Here is a 23,035-nt window from a genome sequence, read left to right on the forward strand (position 1 = left end):
CTTGATAACCCTTCGGACGGTTACTATATGCGGATGGATTCCTCGACGGAGCCGGCCCCGCGGCCGCGGGTGACCGCCCGGCTGCGGGCACTGCGTTTCGACGCCGGCAGCCTCGCCCTGAATCTCGTCGCGACCCTCGGGCGGCGCACCAGCGCCCCGATCGAGCGCCTCGGCACCCTCGACCGGCTGCGGGAGTGGTGCGACGGAGTCGGGCTGCGGCTCCACGACGAGGCCGTCACCGATGAACTCCTCACCGAGCTGTGGACGCTGCGCGAGGCGGCGTATGACGTGGTGGCGGCGGTCGTCCACGGCCGGTCCCCGTCGGGCGTGTCCGTGGCGCTGGTCAACGACCGGGCGCGCCTCGCCCCGCCGCAGCCGCTGCTGGTAGCCACCGGCACCGGGGTCGGGGTCGACGGCGCCGATCGCCCGCTGTCCGGGCGGGAGCTGCAGTCGGTCGTCGTCCGCGACCTCATCGCGGTCCTCGGAGACCCGGAGCGGCGCGGGGCGCTGCGGATGTGCGACGCCTCGCTGTGCACGATGGTCTACCTCGACCACACGCCGGGCGGACGGCGCCGATGGTGCTCCATGCGGCTGTGCGGCAACAGCGCCAAGGCCGCGAAACACCGCGAGCGGCGGGCCGCCGCCGCCCCGGCCCGCTCCTGACGCCCCCGACGCTCCCGGGACCGTTGTTTCCGGTGCGCCGCCCGGGGCACCCGAGAGGGCTGGAGGAGTGCCGATGGCCGATGAGAGCGACACCGACCCCGCGCCGAAGCGACGGCGCCCGGGCCGGGCCGCCGGTTCCGGGGGAATGGCGGCCGCCGTCGCGCTGACCGTGGCGACCGGGGCGATGGACGCGATCAGCTTTCTGGCGCTGGGCGGGGTCTTCACCAGCGTCATGACCGCCAACCTCTCCCTGCTCGGCATGTCGACCGCGTCCCTGGACGCGACGCGGGCCCGGGACACCGCGGTCGCCATGGCCGGATACATCGTGGGCGCGCTGCTCAGCGGCCGGATCGTCCGCGGCCCCCGGCCCGCCTGGCGCGCCCGCTGCGCGCTCATGGTGGAACTGCTCGCGCTCGGCGGACTCTGGGCGGTGTGGGCGGCGGCCGGCGGCCACCCCTCCGGCGGCCGGCAGCTAGGGCTGCTGGCGGTGGCCGCGCTCGCGATGGGCGGGCAGAGCGGTCTGGTGCGGGCCGTAGGGCCGCCCGGCTTCTCCACCACCTATCTCACCGGCGTCCTGACCGGGCTGCTGGTCGACGTGGCGCGCAGCGGCACGGTGGGGAGGCTCAGCATGGCGCTGCTGGGGGCCCTGGTGGTGGGCGCCGCGGCCGGCGGGCTGCTGGTGGCGCATGCCGCGCGGGCCGCGCCCGCCCTGCCGACCGGGCTGGTCGCCCTCGTTCTGCTGGCCTCCGTGACCTCGCTGGCCCGGGACGCGCAGGGCCGTCTGTGGCCCCATGCCGAGTAGGTCCGCCCCAAGTCTGGTGACGCCTCGGGCGGTTGACCGGCGATTTGCTCTTCCAGCGGGGCGTCATCCGATGCCAGACTCGGTCCGTGACCGACTTTGACATGCTTGTGATTGGGTCCGGACCGGGCGGCCAGAAAGCTGCCATCGCAGCCGCCAAACTCGGTCGCCGGGTGGCCGTCGTCGACCGGAAGGAGATGGTGGGCGGGGTCTCCCTCCACACCGGAACCGTTCCGTCGAAAACCCTGCGCGAGGCGGTGCTCTATCTCACCGGATTGACCCAGCGGGATCTGTACGGCCAGAGCTACCGGCTCAAGGACGACATCACCATCGCCGACCTGACGGCCCGGACCCAGCATGTGGTCGGCCGTGAGATGGACGTCGTCCGCAACCAACTGTCCCGCAACCGGGTCGCGCTGTTCCCGGGCACCGGGCGGTTCGTGGACGACCACACCGTGGCCGTCACGGACGCGGACGGTCAGGAACAACTGCTGACCGCGCGGCATATCGTGATCGCCACCGGCACCCGCCCGGCCCGCCCCGCGAGCGTGGAATTCGACGAGCGGACGATCATGGACTCCGACAGCGTCCTCAACATGGAGCGGGTGCCGCGCTCCATGGTCATCGTGGGCGCCGGAGTGATCGGCATCGAGTACGCCTCGATGTTCGCCGCCCTGGGCAGCAAGGTCACCGTGGTCGAGCAGCGCGAGGGGATGCTGGACTTCTGCGATGTCGAGATCGTCGAGGCGCTGAAGTACCGGCTGCGCGACCTGGCCGTCACCTTCCGCTTCGGCGAGACCGTGGCGGCCGTCGAGCGCCATGCGCGGGGCGCCCTGGCCGTCCTGGAGAGCGGTAAGAAGATCCCCGCCGACGCGGTCATGTACTCCGCGGGACGCCAGGGGCTCACCGACGGGCTGGACCTCGACAAGGCGGGGCTCACCGCCGACCGGCGGGGCCGGATAGCGGTGGACGAGCACTACCGCACCGCCGTACCGCATATCTACGCGGTCGGCGATGTGATCGGCTTCCCGGCCCTGGCCGCGACCTCCATGGAACAGGGGCGCAGCGCGGCGTACCACGCCTGCGAGGAGCCGGTGAACCCGATCCACCATCTGCAGCCGATCGGGATCTACAGCATCCCCGAGATCAGCTTCATCGGCCGCACCGAGGACCAGCTCACGGACGAGAAGGTGCCCTTCGAGGTCGGGGTGTCGCGCTACCGGGAGCTGGCCCGCGGCCAGATCGTCGGCGATGCGCACGGCATGCTGAAGCTGCTGGTCTCCCCGGAGGACCGGCGGCTGCTCGGGGTGCACTGCTTCGGCACCGGCGCCACCGAGCTGATCCATATCGGCCAGGCCGTGATGGGCTGCGGCGGCACCGTCGACTATCTGGTGGACGCGGTGTTCAACTATCCGACCTTCGCCGAGTCCTACAAGGTCGCCGCGCTCGACGCCACGAACAAGATGCGCGAGGTCGACCACCTGCGGGACTGAGCCCCGGCCCGCCTCCCCGCCCGCCCCGGATGTCCCTTTTTGGGATACTGGGAGGCAGATCGGGAGGAGGGCTCAGATGACCCGCGCAGTCGGTATTGACCTGGGTACGACGAACTCGGTCGTATCCGTCCTGGAGGGCGGCGAGCCGACCGTCATCACCAACACCGAGGGGACCCGGACCACCCCCTCGGTGGTGGCCTTCGCCAAGAACGGCGAAGTGCTGGTGGGCGAGGTCGCCAAGCGCCAGGCGGTGACGAACGTGGAGCGCACGGCGCGGTCGGTCAAGCGCCACGTGGGCGAGGACCGGTGGCGGTTCCCGGCCACCGGCGACATCGACGGCAAGCGCTACACCGCGCAGGAGATCTCCGCGCGGGTGCTGCAGAAGCTCAAGCGCGACGCCGAGGCGTATCTCGGCGAGGACGTCACGGACGCCGTGATCACCGTCCCCGCGTACTTCAACGACTCCCAGCGCACCGCCACCAAGGAGGCGGGCGAGATCGCCGGGCTGACGGTGCTGCGGATCATCAACGAGCCGACAGCCGCCGCCCTGGCGTACGGACTGGACAAGGAGAACGACCAGACCATCCTGGTCTTCGACCTCGGCGGCGGTACCTTCGATGTCTCGCTGCTGGAGATCGGCGAGGGGGTGGTGGAGGTCAAGGCCACCAACGGCGACACCCACCTCGGCGGCGACGACTGGGACCAGCGGATCGTGGACCACCTGGTCACCCGCTTCAAAGGCGGCTACGGCGTCGATCTGGCCAACGACAAGATGGCGGTACAGCGGCTGCGCGAGGCATCCGAGAAGGCCAAGATTGAGCTCTCCGCGGCCAGCGAGACCACGATCAACCTGCCGTACATCACCGCGTCCGACGCGGGCCCGCTGCATCTGGACGAGAAGCTCACCCGCTCGCAGTTCCAGCAGTTGACCGAGGACCTCCTGGAGCGCTGCAAGGCCCCCTTCCATCAGGCGATCAAGGACGCCGGGATCAAGACCTCCGATATCGACCATGTGATCCTGGTCGGCGGCTCCACCCGGATGCCCGCCGTGACCGGCCTGGTCAAGGAGCTGACCGGTAAGGAGCCGCACAAGGGCGTCAACCCCGACGAGGTCGTGGCGATCGGCGCCTCCCTGCAGGCCGGTGTCCTCAAGGGCGAGGTCAAGGACGTCCTGCTGCTGGACGTCACCCCGCTGTCCCTCGGTATCGAGACCAAGGGCGGCATCATGACCAAGCTGATCGAGCGGAACACCACGATCCCGACCAAGCGCTCGGAGGTCTTCACCACAGCCGAGGACAACCAGCCGTCGGTGCAGATCCAGGTCTTCCAGGGCGAGCGCGAGATGGCCGCGTACAACAAGAAGCTCGGGATGTTCGAGCTGACCGGCCTGCCGCCGGCCCCGCGCGGGGTGCCGCAGATCGAGGTCGCCTTCGACATCGACGCCAACGGCATCATGCACGTCTCCGCCAAGGACCTCGGCACCGGCCGGGAGCAGCGGATGACCGTCACCGGCGGCTCCGCGCTGCCGAAGGACGACATCGACCGGATGATGCGGGAGGCCGAGAGCTACGCGGAGGAGGACCACAAGCGCCGCGAGGCCGCCGAGACCCGCAACCAGGCCGAGGCGCTCGTCTACCAGACCGAGAGGCTGCTGCGGGACCAGGCCGACAAGGTGCCGCAGGACGTCCGGCAGGAGGCCGAGGCGGCGGTCGCGGAGCTGAAGGGGACGCTCGAGGGCGAGGACACCAACGCGATCCGCGAGGCCACCGAGCGGACCGCCGCCGTCGGGCAGCGGATCGGCACCGCCATCTACGCCCAGGCCCAGCAGTCCGCCCCGTCCGACGGCGGAGCGAGCGGCTCGGCAGGCGGCTCCTCCGGTGGCGGCGGGGGCCAGGCCCACGCGCCCGACGAGGAGGTCGTGGACGCGGAGATCGTCGACGACGAGAAGACCGGGGACGGGACGGCCGGGGACGAGCGGCCCCAGGGCGGCGGCTGACCGCCACCGCTTCCTGGGGCCTGGCCTCACTCCGGCCTGACCGTCACCGCGTCCTGACCGTCGCTCCGGCCTGAGCGTCACTGCTTCCTGGGCGGCTCGCCCCGTGGCGCCGAGACCTCCACCAGCTCCGAACGCCCCTTGGCGTTGAGGTGCAGGATGGGAATGGCCTTGTTGCGCGGATTGCCGTTGTTCTCGAACGAGATGAAGCCGCTCGCCCCCGCCACCTGCTGACGGCCGTCCATCTGGTGGAACATCCGCGCCACCGCGTCCCCCGACACCTCGCCCTGCCAGCCCGCCGCCATCTGGATGCCATGGGCGGCGGCGAGCACCGCGTCATGCCCCATGATGGCCTGGCCGTCGTAGCGCGGATCGCCCGGGAACCACTTGTCCAGCGAGCCGCCCGCCTGGAAGTGGCGGGCCGAGGGGCCGGAGACATGGAGGGGGTCCTGCTGCCACATGTCGGGGTGCGCCAGACCCGTGTAGAGCACTCGCACCCCGCTCTCGGCGGCGTGCGCGAGCTCCTTGGCGGTGAGGTTGGAGGTGTCGTCACCGGTGATGACGGTGAACTTCCGCTCCTGGCAGGGCCGGTTGGCGAGCGAGTCCAGGAACCGGGTGAGGTGTTTGCCGCGGCCCGCGAAGTAGACCACCTCCGGCTTCTGGTCGCACAGTTGCCCCGGCATATAGCGCAGCTCGTTCTCCCAGGCGCTGCGCACCGAGGAGTCATAGGTCATCCGGTCCGCCACCAGCCGATGGCCCTTGGTGTCCTGGAAGACCTCGGTGAAGGCGTCACCCAGCGTCTTGGCGTAGTAGTTGCTCCGCGCGGCGTCCTGAACGACCACCGCCGTACGGACCTTCTGCTTCTTCAGATAGGCGGAGGCGGCGTACGCCTCGTCCACATTGGTCGGCGAGACCCGGACGAAACCCTTTATGCCCTCTATGTTGGTGGCCGTCATGGTGCTGGCCACCAGGGCGAGCCCGCGGTCCGACAGCCGCCTCAGCGCGCTCAGGCTCCGCTCGGTGCTGGGGCCGAGCCCGGTGACCGCGACCAGCTTGTCGCGGTCGGGGGCCATCCGGCCGATCAGCTCGTCGACGGTGTGCTCCCAGTGGGCCGCGTTGCTCCCCACATTGGCGATCAGCAGCTTGATCTTGGGGGAGGAGGAGAGATCGCCGAGGTTGTGCCGGTACTGCGCCAGATACGCGCCCTCCAGCTCATGGCGGACCGACTCCTCGGAGTTGCTGTCGTCGTCGGTCAGAGTGAAGGAGGTCATATAGGCGACGCTGACGTACGGCTCCTTGCCGGCGTTCTCCTCCACCCGGCGGTTCTCCTCCTTGATCTTCTTCTCCACGGACTTCAGATGGTCCGCGAAGACGTACGAGCCGTCGGTGACACCGACGCACTCGTGGTCGTCGCCCTGCTTGACGACGCCCTCGCCGCACCGCGCCCGCTTCTCCTCGATCCAGTTCACGGTGAGGGGGACCGCCACCGCGAGCAGCGCGACGGCGATCACGCCGATCACCACCCGGCGCACGATGTGCAGCGGCCATTCCAGTCTCGGCACCGGTCTCACCCCTCGCCCGCGCGCGTCAGCGGATGGCGCCAGTGGCGGTACCGCTCCGCCTCGTTGAACAGGGCCACGATGTCGTTCCTCCGCAGTCGTGAGAGCTGGTTGAACCCGTCGGCGATCATGTTGTTCAGCCGCATTCCGGGGTCGGCCAGCGGATCGCTCCACACCCAGCGCACCGTGATCAGCTCCCGGATCACCGAGGCGGTGGTGACCGCCTCCGGGGGCTCCTCCGGGGCGAGGCCGGCGAGCAGCTCCAGCGGTCCGCCGGCCTGGCCCAGCCGGTTGGGGGCGGCCGTGATCGTGTCGAACTCGCTGATCCACTGCGCCGCGGGCACCGCCGGGAAGCGCGCCACCAGATACCCGGTCACCTCGTCGATCCGCTCCGCCGCCAGCCGGTGGTACATCTCCTGGACGGTGCGGCCCTCGGACCTGAAGTGCTCGGCCAGCAGCTCGTGCACCGCGTCCCAGTCGTCCGGACGCGCTGCCAGCCGCCACAGCAACAGCCGCCGCGGCCAGGGGTGGAGGGCCGGGGTCACCGTGCCCGGGCTGTGCAGCAGCCAGCGGCCGCGGACCTCGCCGAACAGCGAGTCGCCCGAGCCCAGCAGCCGGGTGCCGATGGACAGATCTCGCGCCGCGGCGGACTCCTCCAGTGCCGCCCGCTGCATGGGGTCGAAACCGCGCAGCAGATGGTCCAGGGCGGCCTCCACCAGCGTCCGGGTGTCCTCGCCCTCCCGTGGCGTACGGTCCGGCAGGGTGCGCAGCCAGCGGTCCTGCTCGGCGCCGTCCTCGGTGGGCACGGTCGAATGCCGGAACAGCTCGAGGACCTGGCTGACCGCCCGGGGGAGCCCCGCGGTCAGCCGGTGGATGAAGGGCGCGAGCCGGGTGAACGGCGCGAGGTCGGGGTGGTGGCGCAGCTCCAGCTCGATCCGGATGCGCACCTCGTCCAGATTGAGATCGCGCAGCCGCAGCGGATACCACCAGGTGTCATCGCTGTCCCGGCCCGGCCGGTGCTCCGTCCAGTCCGTGAGGGAGGCCCGGTCGGGGCCGCGCAGCTGCCAGGGCCACTGATCGCCGGTGGCCGAGCCCCAGCGGGGCAGCCACCGGTTGGAGCTGGCCACGACGGTGAGCGGATCGCAGTCGGTGCCCGCCACCACGGCGGCGTCATGGCGGGTCCGGATCAGCAGATCGAGGAAGCGACGGCCGTACTCCGTATGGGAGTTGTCGAGCAGCAGCAGATAGGAGCGGGGCATGAACGAGTGGCGCACATTGCCGCGCATGTCCTCCAGCAGGGCCGAGAACAGCACCCGGTCCAGCCGCTCCTGATCGTCCTCGTCCCCGTCGTGGCGCCACAGGTTGAGCTCGACCAGCGCCTCCCACGGATCCCGGCTCTGCAGCAGCGGATGGCCGCCGTACCAGGCGGCGCTGCTGGTGAACTTGCGGCCCGGCAGCCGCCTCCGGCCACGCCGCAGCGCGTCCCGCAGCAGCGCGAGCGCCGCTGTGGAGGCGCCGTCGGGGGCGCCCACGGCGCCTCCGGCCACCTCGAAGAAGGCGGCGAGATAGTCGCCGTAACGCGCCTCCGCCCGCTCCTGGAACGCGTCCAGCTCCCGCCGGATGTTGCGCCGCCCCTCCGCGAGGCTCGTCATCCGTAGCTGGTGGTCCGAGGCGAGCAGACCGAGGGTGAGCCGCGGGAAGTAGGAGCGGCGGTAGCGCGGAAGCTTGCGCTCCAGCTGGCGGGCGAGCAGCGCCAGCGTGTACCGCGGCAGCAGCGACTGCTCACCGCCGAGATTGATATACGCGAACGGCGTCTCGGGCCCGAACTTCTCCATCAGCGCGCCATGGGCCTCGCTGGCCCCACTGCCGCGCGGCCCCAGAAGCATGATCACCGGCCGCTCGTCCGTGGGACCCAGCCTGAGACATTCTCCGACCAGACTGATGATCCCGCTGCGGCCTCTTAAGCCCACACCCATTCCGGATTCCGCCACGTGCCCCGTCCCCCCGTCGGCCCCCCGTCGGCAACTCGTGGGGTCTTTACCCACGTTCGCCCCTTCTATAGCCGACCGTTCCCAACGTACCCCGGGTGCGGCCGATGCCGACATCCCCTTTACCGGCCACGCGCCGCCGCCCGCTCAGCGGCGGAAGATCTCCAGCCGGGTGGGCGCCGGCCGGCCCGGTGCGGGCAGGGTGAGGCCGCGGCGCCCCGGGGTGATCGACCCCAGCACGCTGGCATGGCGGGCACCGGTGCAGCTCGGTGCCGTACCGGCCAGCCCATGGGCGGTCAGAAAGGCGAGGACGGCGAAGGCGTACGCCTCCTTCGCCGCCGCCGGAAGGCCGAGTTCATCGGAGGTCCGCAGCGCGATGGTGCCCAGCGCCCGGCGCAACGCCCCCATCAGGGTGGGGTTGCGGGTGCCGCCGCCCGAGGCGATCACCTCGGTGGAGTGCACCGACCGCACCGCGTCGGCGACGGTACGGGCCGTCAGTTCGGTGACGGTGGCGACCACGTCATCGTCCGGCACCGGGCCCGCGGCGGCCAGGGCCGCCCGCAGATAGGACCCGTGGAACAGCTCCTTGCCGGTCGTCTTGGGCGCGGGCAGCGCATAGTACGGCTCGGCCAGCAGCCGCTCCAGCAGCGGCTCGTGGACGGTGCCGCGCGCCGCCATCGCGCCGTCCGCGTCATGGTCCAGCCGGCCGCCCGTCAGATCACCCACTGCCGCGTCGATGAGCGCGTTCGCCGGGCCGGTGTCGAAGGCCAGCGGATCGCCGGCGCTCGACACCACCGTGATGTTGGCGATCCCGCCCAGGTTCAGGGCGGCGCACACACCGGGCCGCCCGTGCAGCCACAGGGCGTCCACCAGGCTGACCAGGGGAGCGCCCTGGCCGCCCGCGGCCACATCACGGGTGCGCAGATCGGAGACGACCGGGCAGCCGGTGGCCTCGGCGATCCAGGCGGGCTGGCCGAGCTGCAGCGTCCCGTGCACCCGCCCGCCCTCGGCCCAGTGGTACACCGTCTGACCGTGGGAGCCGATGAGGTCCGCGCGGCCCTCGCACAGCTCCCGGTCGGCGCGGGCCGCGAGCGAGGCGAACGCCTGGCCGATACGGGTGTCGAGCGCGCACACCGCCTTCATGGTGGTGGCCGCCGGGGGCAGCGCGGCGCTCAGCGCCGACCGCAGCGCCTCCGGATACGCCTCGCGGACCAGCCCCAGCGGGGCCAGCACCACGGTGTCGCCGTCGAGCACCAGATCGGCTGCCGCGGCGTCGACCGCGTCATGGGACGTGCCCGACATCAGACCGATCACGCGCATGGTGTCTCCTCCTCGGTCTCGGCGGCCTTCCTCGCCCGCGCCACCCCCGGCAGCGCGCCGCGGTGGTCCTCCCCGCGCAGGGTGAACAGCGCGAGCACGCTGATGGCGCAGGTCACCGTCACGTAGTAGGCCGGGATGTCGACCTCGCCGGTGTGCTTGATCACCTCGGTGATGATGAGCCCCGCGCATCCGGAGAACACGGCGTTGGACAGCGCGTAGGCCAGTCCAAGGCCCGTGTAGCGGACCCGGGTCGGGAACATCTCGGCGAGCATGGCCGGCCCAGGACCCGCCATCAGGCCCACCACCACGCCCGCGACGAAGACCGCCGCTCCCTGGACCCACGCCGAACTGCCCGGCTCCTGCAACACATTGAGCAGCGGGAAGGCCAGCACCGCCACCAGCGCGGCCCCGGTCAGCATCACCGGCCGCCGCCCGATCCGGTCGCTGAGCAGGCCCGCGGGGAGGATGGAGAGCGCGAAGCCCGCGTTGGCCACCACGGTGGCGACCAGCGCCTGCTGGAAGGTGGCGTTCAAGGTGGCCTGGAGATACGACGGCATGACGACCAGGAAGGTGTAACCGGCCGCCGCCCAGCCCATGATGCGCGCGGCCCCCATGACGATGGCCCCGGCCATCTCACGCGGGTCCGCCACCCGCTCCGGTCCGGCGGACGGTGCCCCGGGGCCCGGCGCGGTGCCGGTCTCCCCGTCCGCCGCCGCACGGAAGAACGGGGTCTCCTCCAGCCTCAGCCGCAGCCACAGGGCGACCAGCCCGATCGGCAGGGTCGCCAGGAACGGCAACCGCCATCCCCAGTCGCCCAGCGACTCCTCGCTCAGCACCGTGGCCAGCAGCGCCGCCACACCGGCCCCGGCCAGCAGCCCCAGCGCCACGGTGAACGACTGCCACGCCCCGTAGAGCCCACGCCGGCCCGGTGGCGCGAACTCCGTCATGATCGACACCGCACCGCCGAACTCCCCGCCCGCGGACAGCCCCTGGAGGATCCGCAACAGGGTGAGCAGCCAGGGCGCGGCCGCGCCCAGCGTGTCGTACGTGGGCAGCACCCCGATGAGCGTGGTGGCGCCGGTCATCAGCAGCAGCACCAGGATCAGCGTGGGACGGCGGCCGATCCGGTCGCCGATCCGGCCGAAGACGGCGGCGCCGATGGGGCGGAAGAAGAACGCGATACCGAAGGAGGCATAGGTCTTGACCAGGCCCTCGAGCTCGTTGCCGCCGTGCGGGGTGAAGAAGTTCGCCGCGATGATCGTCGCGAAGAAGCCGTAGACACCGAACTCGTACCACTCGATGAAGTTGCCGACCGAACCGGCCACCAGCGCACGGCGCGGGGCCCGCCCGGCGGCACGCTCTCTCGGATCCGCTGGGGACGTCGTCACATTCGGGCCCTTTCGCCGTCACCGCCAAGGGGAACGTGATGTGCGTACCCGTTGGGGGCGGCCGCTACCGGTGCGAGCGCGGCTCCAGTGGCGCGCGAGTGCCCCGCAGAACCGGCCGAACGCCTGCCCTCATGACGTGCGTCATCGTCACCGGAGCCGCCGACGGCCGGGCGCGTCAGCCGCGCAGCACCGCGTTGCACTCCCGCTGCAGCGCGATGTCCTGCCACATCGGGTGCTGGGGCGCCGCGTTGGAGCACACCACCGCGCCCCACGCCCCCACCCGCGCCGACTCCTCGACGGCGCGGCGGCAGAACGCGGCCCCCACCGGCCCCTCCTCGAAGGTCCCGTGCAGCGGGGTGTAGCCGATCCAGCCCTCGCCGAAGACCAGTGGGACCCCGCTCCCGGCCGCCCAGTCCGCGGCCGCCTCGATCCAGGTGGTCAGCCGCTGCTCCATCGCCAGACGGTGCATGGCGTAGCGGTCGTACAGCCAGGCGTCCCAGCGGTCGGGGTCGCACCAGTCGTGGACGTAGATCTCCCGGGGGCCGACCGTGGTGGCCTCCAGCCGCCACAGATCGCCGGGCGGAGGAGTCCAGTCGGCCAGATCGGGGGCGCCGGGGCGCAGCAGCTCCCGGCGGACCGGCTCCTGGGCGAAGGGTCGGCCCCGGTCGCGGATGGCGAAGGTGGCCAGGAGCTCGTCCAGCACCCCGTAGACGTAGGGGTGGAAGACCGCCACATCCACCTCGCGGGGGACCCCGCGCAGCGAACCGACCGGCACCTTGGCGTAGTTGACCGTGACGGGCCGGTTGGGGTGGCGCTCCTTGAAGCGGGCGATGCCCCGCTCCAGCCGCGGCCGCAGGGCGACGACCTTGTCCTGGCCCTCCAGCCCCTCGGTGAGCCGGCTGCCCTGGACCTCGTTGTGCAGCTCGGTGAAGGCGATCCGGTCGTCCAGGCCGTGGATCACCAGGAAGTCGATCAGATCGGCCAGCGCGTCCGCGAGCGCCTCGGGGCGCCGCTCGGGATCGACGGCCATCAGCGCGTCGAACCAGGCGCGGTCCTCGCCGAACGACGGGCTCTGCTGGTACTCCCAGCTCGAGAGGATGACGAAGCAGTCATGGCGCAGGGCCGCCTCGAACAGTTCGCGCAGCCAGGCCCGTCCGTCGATCTCGCCCCCGCCGCCCACGTCGTACCAGCGCATCCGCTGCCCGTACGCCCCGCCCAGGCCCGAGGGCCGCAGCTTGCCCGTGTCGAGCCGGGAGCCGAAGAGCAGGAACGGCATGGCGCAGATGCGCACGGTGTTGTAGCCGCGGGTCACGGCCTCCTCGAAGGCGCGGTCGAGATCGGCGAAGGGCTCGCCCGGGCCGGTGCGGGTGTACCAGCTGAAGTCCCACAGCGAGATGGTCAGTTTGTCCGGCAGATGCGGCGACAGCGTCACAGGGGGCTCCCCGCGGTCGGCGGCTCGGCGATGAGAGATCGGTTCATCGTCCGGGGGTGCCAAACGGGCTGTCAAGATGTATTCATAAATAATGGCCGGCGCTGGTGCGGTTGGTTTTCCGCTCCGTTCCTCCAGCCTTCGCCGAGGCCGTCAGCGCCCACCGGACCTCGCTCCTGAGGTCCGTACTACGGTCGTGGCCGACTCCTCAGGCGATCCAGCCGTAGCCGGGCCGCGGCCTTCGCGAGGCCGGGGGCGCGCCCACGCTCTCCAGGTCCCGCTCGGCGGCGTGCACCAACTGCTGCCCCAGGTCGCTGAGCGCCCGCGCGGCGGCGAGCTCATCGCCGATCACGGGCACGTCCTCGTCGTCCGGGTTGCACCGGGCCAGTCCCCGGCCGGTGAGCGCCGCGGACCCGGTGTCCAGCTCGACGCGCGCCATGGTCCGCCCCTCGTCCTCGGAGAGGTAGAGATGGACCCTCCACTCCACTGTGTGCGACATGGTCTGCTCCTCATCTTCTGGCGGCCGCCTCTGATGGCTTCTGGCGGCTGTGGCTGCTTTTCTGGCGGCCTGTGGCCGTTTCTGGCGGCCGCGCATCCCGCGGCGGCGACCGGAGCCCCGCTCAGCGGCGGTTCCGGCCGGACCACGCGGGTTCCACCACCTTCCACTCTGCCTCCCATCGCGCGTACCGCCTGCGGTCCAGGGCCCGCCGGACCCGGGCCCGCCCCGTGAACGCGACCGCGGCCACCGCCGCCGCGGTGACACAGCCGGTGAACCAGCCCATGGTCCGCGCGGTCGCCGGGGAGGAGGGCGCCTGCGCCAGGGCGCCCTCGCGGTTCACCCAGACCCGCACCTCGCCCCCCGAGCCGCCGCCCGACACCGTGGCGGTGCCCGTATGGCGCTCACCGTCATCGGCGACCCAGCGCACCCGCGCCTGCCGTGGCTCCCGCACATCGGTGTGGTCCGGCCCGGGCGGGGCCTCGGCGAGCCGCGCGGTGATCTGGTGCCGCGTCGAGGTCTCGGCGGCCACGACGCGCATCTGGGAGGCGTGCGCCGCGTGCCCCGCACTGATCGAGGCGGCCGGCAGCCCGACCGCCAGGATCAGCACGAACAGCACCGTGCACCAGGTCTGGATCCGGTCCGTCCGGCGGCGCAGCGGATTGGGACCCCTGGCCGGACGCCCGGGCAGGGGCGGACGCGGCCCGAATACGCGTCGCGGTCCGTGGGTGTTCATGGTCTGGCCTCCAGCGAGTGCTGACACCGGCGCGCTCTCGCACCGGTGTCGGGGTCAGGAGCGCGGGGCGGGCTGATAGGCGCCGGGCACCATCCGTGCGCTGATCGCCGTGCGGTTGTAGGCGTTGATCACGACGGCGGCCCAGATCACCGCCGTCATCTGCGGTTCGTCGAACACCTCGCGGGCCGCCGCGTAGACCTCGTCCGGCACCTGGCCGTCCTGGACGGAGGTCACCGCCTCGGCCAGCGCGAGCGCGGCCCGCTCCCGCTCGGTGAAGAACGGGGTCTCCCGCCAGGCGCCGAGGGTGTGGATCCGCTGCTCGGTCTCGCCCTGGGCACGGGCGTCCTTGGTGTGCATGTCCAGGCAGAAGGCGCAGCCGTTGAGCTGCGAGGCGCGGATGCGCACCAGCTCCAGCAGCCCGGGCTCGACCCCCGCCGCCTGGGCCGCCCGCAGCGCCGCCCGGTGCAGCTCGCCCATCGCGGCGGAGACCTCGGGGGCGAGGCCCTTCAGATCCAGCCGGGCGGTGGTGCGGTCCGGGGTGGTCGTCGTCATCGGTGAACTCCGTTCGTCGAAACCAGGGGATCGGAAGCGCCGTCGAGCCAGGACTGCCAGGAGGCGGCGCGCAGCGCCGGGCCCGCCCGCAGCGGACGGCCCAGCCAGGCGGTCACCGGACGGATTCCGTGCACCGCGTTGACCAGCCACACCTCACGGCCGTCCAGCTCCTGGACGGTGCGGTTGCGGTGCTCGGTGCGGACGCCCAGCTCGGCCGCCCGGTCCTGGATCAGCGCCGCGGTCACGCCCGCCAGCAGCGGAAGCCCCGGGGGCGGCAGACACAGGACGTCGTCCTCCCACCACAGAACGCTCGCCGTCGTCCCCTCCAGCACCAGTCCGGAGGGCGTGGTGAGCATCAGCTCCTGCGCGCCCCGGGCGGCGGCCCGCTCGCGCAGATGCGCCAGCAGGGGGAGGTCGGGGCCCTTACGACGGGGATACGACCGCGGATCGAACTCCTCGGTCAGGCAAACGGTCACATTGGCCGTCCGCGGCGGCGCCGGGCGTATCCGCAGGAACAGCCGGGCCGGCTCCGGACCGGCCAGCTCGACCCGCGGGAACCAGCGCTCGGTACGGGGCAGGGCGGCGATCGCCTCGCGCCAGAAGCTCTCGATCCGGGCGCAGGAGTCGCCGGACGCCTCGACGCACGCGGCGACGAACCGGCGGCGATGGTGGTCGAGCCCGCGCACCCGTCCGTCGTCGACCAGCCAGGAATCGGCGGCCAGCAGTGCGGCGTCCGGCACCGCCCGGGAGGGCATCAGCCCGCCGTCCTCGCGCCACATCAGCGTCCACTGCTTCTTCTCCGACGCGTCGGCGTGACCGATGTTCTGTGCAGCGACCATGTCCGCTTCCACGTCTCCGTCCCGATGCTGTCCGAAGCTGCTTCCGGTGTTTTCCGGTATCCGATGAGTGCTGTCCGGCCGGATTCCTGGCCCCGCTCGCTGGAATGCCGGTCAATAGCCGCGCGCCGGGCCGCCCCGGGGGCCGTAAGGAGCGCGTTCCAGCCACTCCCCGCAGCGGGGGACCACCGGGGCCAGCGTCGCCGCCGCCCGCTGGGCCGCTCGCTTCCACGGCCGGGGCCGCAGATGGTCCAGGGCCGCCCCGGCGGCCTCGCTGTTGTGCAGGGCCGCGCTCCGGCGGGCGGCGGCGTACCCGGCCACCGCCGCGGGTCCCCGCGACGGCTCGGAGCATGCCGCGGACACCGCCTCGGCCGCCGCGACGGCGCCCGCGATCCCGCTGTTCATCCCGCGGGCGCCGAAGGGCGGGAACAGATGAGCGGCCTCACCCGCCAGCAGCACCCGTCCCGACGGATCGGCGAACGACCCGGCGACCTTGCGCAGGAAGTGGTACCGCGACACCCACAGCACCCGGTGGGCGCAGTCCTCGCCCACCAGCCGGGGCAGCCAGCGGCGCACCGCCTTCTCGGTGCCGAAGGACTCCGGCGGGTCGTCCGCCCGGCACTGCAGATCGCCGGTGCCGCGCTCGTCCACCAGGGCGGCGTACGAGGACGGTACCGAGTACAGCAGGGTCACCCGGTGCCGGGCCACGAGGCCGTCGATGAGGGCCGGTCCGGGGCGGTCCGCGGTGAGCACGGCGGCCGACCCCGAGAAGAGGGGGAAGGCGAAGGCGTTCCCGAGGCCGTAGGCGTAGGCGTAGAACAGCTTGGACACCGAGAACGACACGTCCGCCGGGCCGATGTCCAGCACCTCCTGCCCGACCAGATCGTGATAGGCGGCCATATCGCCATGGCTGTGGGCCACCGCCTTGGGGCGGCCGGTGGTCCTGGAGGTGTACTGGAGGTACAGCGGAGTGGCGGCCGTCACCGGTTCCGCCGCCGGGGCCGGGGCCGCCGGGGCCGGGGTGGCGGGCGGGCCGGTCAGGGCCGAGAGCTGGTCGCCGCCGAGCCAGGGGACGCCCTCGAAGTGGTCCTGGAGATCGGGGCCCGAGACGGCCAGCGCGGCGCGCGAGTCCTCGGCCATGAAGCGGTGGTCGTCGGCGGTGAGCGCGGGATTGACCAGCACCGCCGTCGCGCCCAGCCGGGCGGTGGCCAGAAACGCGGTCACCCACATGACGCCGTCGGGTAACGCGAGCAGCACCCGGTCGCCGGCCGCCACCCCCCGGCCCGCCAGCACGGTGGCGGCGCGCTCGGCGCGGTCGTGGACCTCGCCGTGGGTCCAGACCCGGTGGCCCTCGAAGAAGGCGGCCCGGCCGGACCAGCCGCGGCGGTCCGCGAGCGCCGCGAGATGCGCGGCCACATTGGCGGAGACCGTGGGGCCGGTGGGCATGGGCGGTGTGGGCATCGAAACGGCGGCCGTCGAAACGGTGGGTACCGACAGGGCGGTCACCGGCCGGGCTCCTTCGCCGCAGGGGCCGGTGACGCAGTGGCGGCGGCCACGAGCAGGTCGTCGATTTCCCCGGCGGGCTCCCCGGCGATCTCCCCGGCGGGCTCACCGGCGGGGACGGGCTCCACGGCCTCGTAGGCACGCATGGTGGCGGCGGTCTTCAGCAGCATTTCCTCGTACTCCTCGGCCGGATCGGAATCGAGCACGATGGCGCCGCCCGCGCCGATGTGCATCCGGCCGCCGGTGAACACAGCGGTGCGGATGACGATGTTGAGGTCGGCCGCGCCGTTGCAGCTCAGGTAGCCGAGCGCCCCCGAGTAGACACCCCGGGCCTCGGTCTCCAGCGAGTCGATGATCTCCAGCGTGCGCAGCTTGGGGGCGCCGGTCATGGAGCCGCCCGGGAAGCAGGCCCGGACGCAGTCGACGGAGGTCGTCTCCTGGCGCAGCCGGCCGCGCACGGTGGAGACCAGTTGGTGGACGGTGGCGTAGGTCTCGGTGTTCATCAGGCGCGGCACATACACGCTGCCCGGTGCACACACCCGCCCCAGATCGTTGCGGAGCAGGTCCACGATCATCAGGTTCTCGGCGCGGGCCTTGGGGCTGGAGGCGAGGGCGGCGAGCGCCCGCGCGTCCTGCTCCGGGTCCCGGCCGCGCGGGGCGGTGCCCTTGATCGGCTTGGCCTCGGCGGTGCCGTCGGGAGTGATGCGCAGAAAGCGTTCGGGGGAGGCGCAGGCCACATCGGTGCCGCCGAACCGCAGATAGGCGGCGTACGGCGCCGGGTTGAACCGCCGCAGGGCCCGGTAGAAGGCGTAACTATCGCTCGGGGCGGGCAGCCAGGCGGCGTTGGTCAGGCAGATCTCATAGCTCACCCCGGCGCGCAGCTCCCGCAGACACGCCTCGATCGAGGCCAGATACCGCTCCCGGTCCCGCACCAGCCAGGGCTCCACGGCGGCCGTGGTGGTGAGGGCGGGCGGCTGCGGGGCGGGGCCGGTGAGCGTCGGCACCCCGCTGAGCACCGTCACGGTGGTGTCCAGCCAGTCCTTCGCCTCCCGGTGGCCGTCGGAGGTGTCCTCGGTGAGGCAGCAGATGTAGGTGACGCCCTCCTGGTGGTCGACCGCGACGAACCGGTCGGCGAAGAGCCAGCAGGCATCCGGAGTGGCGGACCTGTGGCGACCCGGGGCGCCGCAGTCGGCCTTGAGCTCGTACCCGAAGTAGCCCACATAGCCGCCGGTGAAGTCGAAGGGGAGACCGGGGGCGGTCACCCGGCGGCGGGCCAGTTCCCGTTTGAGGTAGTCGAAGACGCTGCCCTCGACCCGGACGGCGGGCCGTCCCGCCCGCTCGACCTCGCAGACGTCCGTGTCCGTGTCGTAGCGGACGAACTCGGCGAGCGGACCGGTGCCGTCCCCGAGGAAGGAGAAGCGCGCCTCGCCGGACTCGACGCGCGAGCTGTCGAGCCAGAACGCGTGCGGCGCCTTCGCGTACAGCCGGGTGAAGGCCGCCTCGGTGTCGGTGGCATCGGCCAGCCACCGGGCGTGCAGCCGGTAGGCGGGGCCTTCCGGGGGCGACTGCGCCGGGGCGCCCGGGTCGGGGTCGAGACGGGCCAGTTCCGCTCGGGGGTCCGCCTCGGGGGCCTGCGGGGAGCCCGGCCCGGCGGCAGGCCCCGCGGCAGGTTCCGCCGCGGCACGGGCGCGGCGCGGCTCCTCGGTGGAGGTGGAGGTGGAGGTGGAGGCGGGGGCGGGGGCCACGGTCGAGGTCACCGACTCGCCGTTGGCGTGCTCGATGGTCAGATCGCGGAAGTTGCCGAGCATACGGTGGCCGTATCCGGTCAGCACCGACTCCGGGTGGAACTGGACGCCCCACAGCGGACGGGCCCGGTGTCGCACCCCCATCAGCACACCGTCCTCGGACCAGGCGATGCCCTGCAGCCCCAGCGGCAGCGGCTCGGCCACGCACAGCGAGTGATAGCGAACGGCCGTGAAGTCCTGCGGCAGACCGCGGAACAGCCCGCGCCCGCCGTGTTTGATGCGGGACAGATGCCCGTGCTTCGGTTCGGGCGCGGGCACCACCCGCGCCTGGGCGCCGAGCGCGATTCCCTGGTGCCCCAGGCACACCCCCAGCACCGGAATGGTCGACCGCTCGATCAGCCGGGCGGTGGCGCCGAAGTCCCGCGGATCGGCCGGATGCCCGGCGCCGGGGGAGAGCACGATGTTGTCGAACGCGTTCAGATCGATGTCCGCGCATTCCGGCGCGTCATGGAGAAGCACCTCCGGTTCCTCGCCGTTGACCTCGGTCAGCAGATGAAAGAGGTTGTACGTGTACGAGTCGTGATGATCGACGAGGAGTGTCCTCAGCGATTCCATCCGGATTTGCCTCCTTGCGATGAGAAAACCGGCCGGGGATCACCCGCCCCGGTCGCCGGGCCGTGGCGCGTCGCTCACCTACCGGCGAGCGCGTGGGCCGTCGGCCGCCATCCGCCTGTGACGTCCTCGTATCGGCTGAAGCGGCGGGTAGAGCCACTTCTTCAGAATCCGCTGCAGCCGTGGCATGACCAGCCAGGTCACCATCGCGGTCACACCAAGACACAGAGCCAGGGTCCGCAGCAGGAAATTGGTGTCCTTGATGAACGGGATCACCAGCACATTGAAGATGAGGACCGGAGGGAACACCGCGCTCAGATTCACCAGCCACAGCTTCCATTTGGGCGGTGGCGGCAGCGGCCGCACCGGCCCCTTGAACCAGTTCTCCAGTCCCGAGGTGCGCTGTGTTCTCTTTTCCTGGACGAAGGGCCCGGTCAGGGATGCCAATCGCGCACGTTCCAGCGAGGAATCCCATGCCCGTGCCGGGCCTTCCGCCTCGAACCGGTAGGGGACATGCCACTCCGAGGCGGCCGAACCGGATCCCATGACCCCGCCTCCGAGATATCCCGGAAGGCGTGCCGCGGCATTGAGTATCTCGATCGCCCAGGCATAGAACTCGCTTTCGCGGCCGGGGTCCACCCGGTATGCGGCAGTCACCGTGAGCGGCTCGCTGTCCACTCCAGCCGCAACTCCTTTCCGCACCATGACGTTTGCCTTCTCCACCGTGCCGACCTGCGAGAACTGTCAACTTCCCGTCAGGTCCACCCGGCGAGATGACAGGAAGTGTTCCACAGCGTGCGATCGGGAACAGTGGGATGCTCAACAACGTACATAAAAACCCGAAAAGGCCGTCGTGACCTGGGCGTTATCTGCGATACGGGGTTCTCGCGGCACCACTACTGGGCCGCTGAAAAAGATTCCGCGCGCGGATTGAACATGACGAAGCGCCGGGCCGTATGAAACGTACTGCGGCCCGGCGCTCCTCGTCGCTTTCGATCAATCGCTCAGCCGAGCACCTTCTCCAGCGCGGCCAGGGCCCCCTCCAGCTCCTCACGGGTGATGGTCAGCGGCGGTGCCAGCCGGATCGTCGACCCATGGGTGTCCTTGACCAGGATTCCCTCGGCCATCAGCCGCTCGCTCACCTCGCGCCCGGTGCCGAGGGCGGGGTCCACATCGACGCCCGCCCACAGCCCGCGGCAGCGGTAGCCCACGACCCCCTTGCCGGTCAGCGTGGCCAGCCCGGCCCTCAGAACCTCGCCCAACTCGGTCGCGCGGCGCTGGAATTCGCCGGTGCGCAGCAGGTCGACCACGGCCGAGCCGACCGCCGCGGCCAGCGGATTGCCGCCGAAGGTGGAGCCGTGCTCGCCGGGGCCCAGCACGCCGAGCACCGCACGGTCGGCCACGACCGCCGACACCGGCACGATGCCGCCGCCCAGCGCCTTGCCGAGCAGCAGCACATCCGGCAGCACCGACTCGTGCTCGACGGCCAGGGTGGTGCCGGTGCGGCCCAGACCGGACTGGATCTCGTCGGCGATGAACAGCGTCCCGGTGCGCCGGGTCAGCTCGCGCACCCCCCGCAGATAGCCGTCGTCGGGGATGACGACGCCCGCCTCGCCCTGGATGGGCTCGATGAGGACCGCCGCTGTGGTCTCGTCGATGGCGGCCTCCAGCGCCGCGAGGTCGTTGTACGGCACGACGCGGAAGCCGGGGGCGAACGGGCCGAAGCCGTCGCGGGCGACGGGGTCGCTGGAGAAGCCGACGATCGTCGTCGTACGGCCGTGGAAGTTGTCGGCCGCCACCACGATGGTGGCCTGGTCCGGGGCGACGCCCTTCACCTCGTACGCCCACTTGCGGGCCACCTTGATGCCGCTCTCCACCGCCTCCGCGCCGGTGTTCATCGGCAGCACCATGGAGAGTCCGGTGAGCTCCGCCACCCCCTCGGCGAACCCGGCCAGCCGGTCGTTGTGGAAGGCCCGTGAGGTCAGCGTGAGCTGGTCGAGCTGGCGGTGGGCCGCCTCGATGAGCGCCGGGTGGCGGTGGCCGAAGTTGAGCGCCGAGTAGCCGGCCAGCATGTCCAGATAGCGGCGGCCCTCGACGTCCCGGACCCAGGTGCCCTCGGCGCGGGCGACGACCACGGGCAGCGGATGGTAGTTGTGCGCGAGCGAGGACTCCTCGGCGCGGATCAGCTCCCGCGAGGAGCGGGCGGCGCGGACACCGTCCGCCGCGGCGGCGGTGGAACCGGCGGCGGTGGGGGTGGTGGCGGTCATCAGCGGATCTCCTGTGTGCAGCACTTGATGCCCCCGCCGGCCTTGTGCAGTTCCGACAGGTCGACGGGGACGGGGACGTAACCGCGGTCGGTGAGCTGGTCGATGAGGCCGGTGGCCCGGGGCGCGACGAAGACATGGCGGCCGTCGGAGACGGAGTTGAGCCCGAAGGCCATGGCGTCGTCGCGGGTGGCGATCAGCGCGTCGGGGTAGAGCCGCTCCAGCACCTCACGGCTGCCGGGGGAGAACGCCTCCGGGTAGTAGGCGATGTTCTGGTCGTCGAGGATGAAGAGCGCGGTGTCCAGGTGGTAGAAGTACGGGTCCACCAGCAGCAGGCTGATGGTCGGCACCCCGAAGAACTCCTGCACCTCCTGGTGGGCCGCCCGGGTGGTGCGAAAGCCCGTGCCCGCCAGGACGAAGGGCCCGGCCGGCACCAGGTCGCCCTCGCCCTCGCACACCGCCTCCGGCGGATGGACGTCGAAACCGCCCGCCTTGAACCACCGTTCGTAGGCCAGTTGTTCCGGCCGGCGCTGCGGTGCGTGGAATCGCGAGCCGAAGACCCGGCCCTCCAGGACGAGGGCCGAGTTCGCCGCGAACACCATGTCCGGCAGCCCTGCCACCGGCTCGATGAATTCGACCCGATGGCCGTGGTCGCGGTAGGCGCGGATCAGCGTCTCCCATTGCGCCCGGGCGAGGTCGGTATCGACCTCGGTGTCCTCGCGCATCCAGGGATTGATGGCATACCGCACATCGAAAAATCTGGGGGCACAGGTCAAGAAGCGCCTGGGGCGCGGCACACGCGTAAGGGACACGGAGGATTCCTCTCGCTTCCGCGGGCGACCGGGGGGATGAATCAACGGTAGAAAACGGAGGAGAGGGGAGACAAGAAAGGAAAACTGCGTGTAGGCGCACCGATGCTGCGTGCTGAGGCCGTCTGGCGGCGGTTCATTGCGTCGCGGTCGCGGGTGGCGCCGAACTGGCCTCCGGACTGCCTGTGAGCAGGTGGGACAGCACCATGTAGCTGATCGTCTGGCGGACGAACGGTTCGGCCCGGATGCGCTCCAGCACCTCCTCGAAGTGCTCCACATCGGTGGCCATCACATGCAGCAGGGCGTCCGCGCCGCCGGTCACCGTCATGGCCGCGATGATCTCCGGATAGTTGCGCACGACCTCCGCGAGACGCCGGGGTGGTGCGGCGCTGTCGCAGTACACCTCGACATACGCCTCGGTCCGCCAGCCGAGTGCGGCCGGACGCACGGTGGTGGTGAAGCCGGTGATCACATCGGTCTCCCGCATCCGGTCGACCCGGCGTTTGACCGCCGAGGCGGAGAGCCCGATCGCGGCGCCGATCTCGGTGAAGCTGGTCCTGGCGTTTTCGACCAGTGCCGCGACGATCTTGCGGTCCAGATCGTCGAACAGTGCGGGCGGATACGTCATCTTTTGTCGTCCTTTACGGTTTTTGCCCCATAGGTAAAGGGCTCTTCCGTGCTTTCCAACGGCCCCATACTCATTGAATGCCTGAGGCGCCTTTTTCTGTACGCTCTTTCAGAAAGATTCCACAACAGGGGGGCGTGAACCGGGGCGCGAGCCCCTTCTTTCCAGGGGTCGCGCGGCACGGGCTCCGGGGGTACAACAGCGGTGCGCCGGACCGGCCGAATC

General features: G+C 71.5%; 19 protein-coding genes. 4 read left to right on the forward strand and 15 right to left on the reverse strand.

What is annotated here, in order from left to right:
* The first annotated feature begins 33 nt into the window (after window positions 1–33).
* From STRVI_RS17805 to dnaK, 4 genes are all read left to right on the forward strand, one after another.
* The gene (locus tag STRVI_RS17805) at window positions 34–663 is read left to right on the forward strand and encodes a CGNR zinc finger domain-containing protein (RefSeq protein ID WP_043236087.1); all 630 of its coding nucleotides are present in this window, start codon (window positions 34–36) and stop codon (window positions 661–663) included.
* A 73-nt stretch (window positions 664–736) separates the two neighbouring features.
* Entirely contained in the window at window positions 737–1,465 is a 729-nt protein-coding gene (locus tag STRVI_RS17810; RefSeq protein ID WP_014057061.1) for a YoaK family protein, read from the forward strand.
* Window positions 1,466–1,551: 86 nt separating this feature from the next.
* The gene (gene sthA, locus STRVI_RS17815) at window positions 1,552–2,955 is read left to right on the forward strand and encodes a Si-specific NAD(P)(+) transhydrogenase (protein WP_043239070.1); all 1,404 of its coding nucleotides are present in this window, start codon (window positions 1,552–1,554) and stop codon (window positions 2,953–2,955) included.
* Window positions 2,956–3,031: 76 nt separating this feature from the next.
* Window positions 3,032–4,951, forward strand: coding sequence for a molecular chaperone DnaK (gene dnaK / locus STRVI_RS17820; protein ID WP_014057063.1), 1,920 nt, complete (start codon window positions 3,032–3,034; stop codon window positions 4,949–4,951).
* A 77-nt stretch (window positions 4,952–5,028) separates the two neighbouring features.
* Here the strand turns inward: dnaK and STRVI_RS17825 are convergent, their stop codons facing one another.
* The 15 genes from STRVI_RS17825 to STRVI_RS17900 form a co-directional block, all read right to left on the reverse strand.
* Window positions 5,029–6,510 (reverse strand): ABC transporter substrate-binding protein, encoded by a 1,482-nt coding sequence (locus tag STRVI_RS17825; protein ID WP_014057064.1) that lies wholly within the window; start codon window positions 6,508–6,510, stop codon window positions 5,029–5,031.
* Window positions 6,511–6,515: 5 nt separating this feature from the next.
* Complete coding sequence (locus STRVI_RS17830; protein ID WP_251982906.1) at window positions 6,516–8,393, reverse strand: hypothetical protein; 1,878 nt, start codon at window positions 8,391–8,393, stop codon at window positions 6,516–6,518.
* Between the two features lie 249 nt (window positions 8,394–8,642).
* Entirely contained in the window at window positions 8,643–9,815 is a 1,173-nt protein-coding gene (locus tag STRVI_RS17835) for an anhydro-N-acetylmuramic acid kinase (protein ID WP_014057066.1), read from the reverse strand.
* Window positions 9,806–11,203: an MFS transporter gene (locus STRVI_RS17840; protein ID WP_014057067.1), complete on the reverse strand. Its 1,398-nt coding sequence runs from the start codon at window positions 11,201–11,203 to the stop codon at window positions 9,806–9,808. Before STRVI_RS17840 ends, STRVI_RS17835 begins: the two co-directional genes overlap by 10 nt.
* A gap of 175 nt (window positions 11,204–11,378) precedes the next feature.
* On the reverse strand, window positions 11,379–12,635 hold the full coding sequence (locus STRVI_RS17845) for a cellulase-like family protein (protein WP_014057068.1): 1,257 nt from the start codon (window positions 12,633–12,635) through the stop codon (window positions 11,379–11,381).
* 205 nt (window positions 12,636–12,840) lie between these two features.
* Window positions 12,841–13,131, reverse strand: coding sequence for a DUF1876 domain-containing protein (locus STRVI_RS17850; RefSeq protein WP_014057069.1), 291 nt, complete (start codon window positions 13,129–13,131; stop codon window positions 12,841–12,843).
* A gap of 121 nt (window positions 13,132–13,252) precedes the next feature.
* Window positions 13,253–13,864, reverse strand: a complete 612-nt coding sequence (locus STRVI_RS17855; protein WP_014057070.1) for an Rv1733c family protein — start codon at window positions 13,862–13,864, stop codon at window positions 13,253–13,255.
* Window positions 13,865–13,918: 54 nt separating this feature from the next.
* Complete coding sequence (locus tag STRVI_RS17860; protein ID WP_014057071.1) at window positions 13,919–14,416, reverse strand: carboxymuconolactone decarboxylase family protein; 498 nt, start codon at window positions 14,414–14,416, stop codon at window positions 13,919–13,921.
* Window positions 14,413–15,255 (reverse strand): aminotransferase class IV, encoded by an 843-nt coding sequence (locus tag STRVI_RS17865; protein WP_014057072.1) that lies wholly within the window; start codon window positions 15,253–15,255, stop codon window positions 14,413–14,415. Before STRVI_RS17865 ends, STRVI_RS17860 begins: the two co-directional genes overlap by 4 nt.
* A 111-nt stretch (window positions 15,256–15,366) precedes the next feature.
* Window positions 15,367–16,713, reverse strand: a complete 1,347-nt coding sequence (locus STRVI_RS47990; protein ID WP_435532616.1) for an AMP-binding protein — start codon at window positions 16,711–16,713, stop codon at window positions 15,367–15,369.
* Between the two features lie 41 nt (window positions 16,714–16,754).
* A complete protein-coding gene (pabB, locus tag STRVI_RS17880) occupies window positions 16,755–19,115 on the reverse strand; it encodes an aminodeoxychorismate synthase component I (RefSeq protein WP_014057074.1) in 2,361 nt (786 codons plus the stop codon).
* Between the two features lie 78 nt (window positions 19,116–19,193).
* Window positions 19,194–19,790, reverse strand: a complete 597-nt coding sequence (locus STRVI_RS17885) for a membrane protein (protein ID WP_014057075.1) — start codon at window positions 19,788–19,790, stop codon at window positions 19,194–19,196.
* 326 nt (window positions 19,791–20,116) lie between these two features.
* Window positions 20,117–21,379, reverse strand: coding sequence for an ornithine--oxo-acid transaminase (gene rocD / locus STRVI_RS17890; protein WP_014057076.1), 1,263 nt, complete (start codon window positions 21,377–21,379; stop codon window positions 20,117–20,119).
* Window positions 21,379–22,188 (reverse strand): dimethylargininase, encoded by an 810-nt coding sequence (ddaH, locus tag STRVI_RS17895; RefSeq protein WP_014057077.1) that lies wholly within the window; start codon window positions 22,186–22,188, stop codon window positions 21,379–21,381. Before ddaH ends, rocD begins: the two co-directional genes overlap by 1 nt.
* A 133-nt stretch (window positions 22,189–22,321) precedes the next feature.
* Window positions 22,322–22,813: an Lrp/AsnC family transcriptional regulator gene (locus STRVI_RS17900; RefSeq protein ID WP_014057078.1), complete on the reverse strand. Its 492-nt coding sequence runs from the start codon at window positions 22,811–22,813 to the stop codon at window positions 22,322–22,324.
* Between the last annotated feature and the right edge of the window lie 222 nt (window positions 22,814–23,035).

Origin of the sequence: Streptomyces violaceusniger Tu 4113 (assembly GCF_000147815.2) — a bacterium.
Lineage (GTDB): Bacteria > Actinomycetota > Actinomycetes > Streptomycetales > Streptomycetaceae > Streptomyces > Streptomyces violaceusniger_A.

Coding starts and splice junctions, on each gene's coding strand:
- STRVI_RS17830 (WP_251982906.1), bottom strand. CDS start 8,393: ATGCTTCTGGGGCCGCGCGGCAGTGGGGCCAGCGAGGCCCATGGCGCG.
- STRVI_RS47990 (WP_435532616.1), bottom strand. CDS start 16,713: ATGCCCACACCGCCCATGCCCACCGGCCCCACGGTCTCCGCCAATGTG.
- pabB (WP_014057074.1), bottom strand. CDS start 19,115: ATGGAATCGCTGAGGACACTCCTCGTCGATCATCACGACTCGTACACG.
- STRVI_RS17805 (WP_043236087.1), top strand. CDS start 34: ATGGATTCCTCGACGGAGCCGGCCCCGCGGCCGCGGGTGACCGCCCGG.
- STRVI_RS17860 (WP_014057071.1), bottom strand. CDS start 14,416: ATGACGACGACCACCCCGGACCGCACCACCGCCCGGCTGGATCTGAAG.
- STRVI_RS17865 (WP_014057072.1), bottom strand. CDS start 15,255: ATGGTCGCTGCACAGAACATCGGTCACGCCGACGCGTCGGAGAAGAAG.
- STRVI_RS17810 (WP_014057061.1), top strand. CDS start 737: ATGGCCGATGAGAGCGACACCGACCCCGCGCCGAAGCGACGGCGCCCG.
- STRVI_RS17835 (WP_014057066.1), bottom strand. CDS start 9,815: ATGCGCGTGATCGGTCTGATGTCGGGCACGTCCCATGACGCGGTCGAC.
- STRVI_RS17850 (WP_014057069.1), bottom strand. CDS start 13,131: ATGTCGCACACAGTGGAGTGGAGGGTCCATCTCTACCTCTCCGAGGAC.
- STRVI_RS17900 (WP_014057078.1), bottom strand. CDS start 22,813: ATGACGTATCCGCCCGCACTGTTCGACGATCTGGACCGCAAGATCGTC.
- rocD (WP_014057076.1), bottom strand. CDS start 21,379: ATGACCGCCACCACCCCCACCGCCGCCGGTTCCACCGCCGCCGCGGCG.
- dnaK (WP_014057063.1), top strand. CDS start 3,032: ATGACCCGCGCAGTCGGTATTGACCTGGGTACGACGAACTCGGTCGTA.
- STRVI_RS17855 (WP_014057070.1), bottom strand. CDS start 13,864: ATGAACACCCACGGACCGCGACGCGTATTCGGGCCGCGTCCGCCCCTG.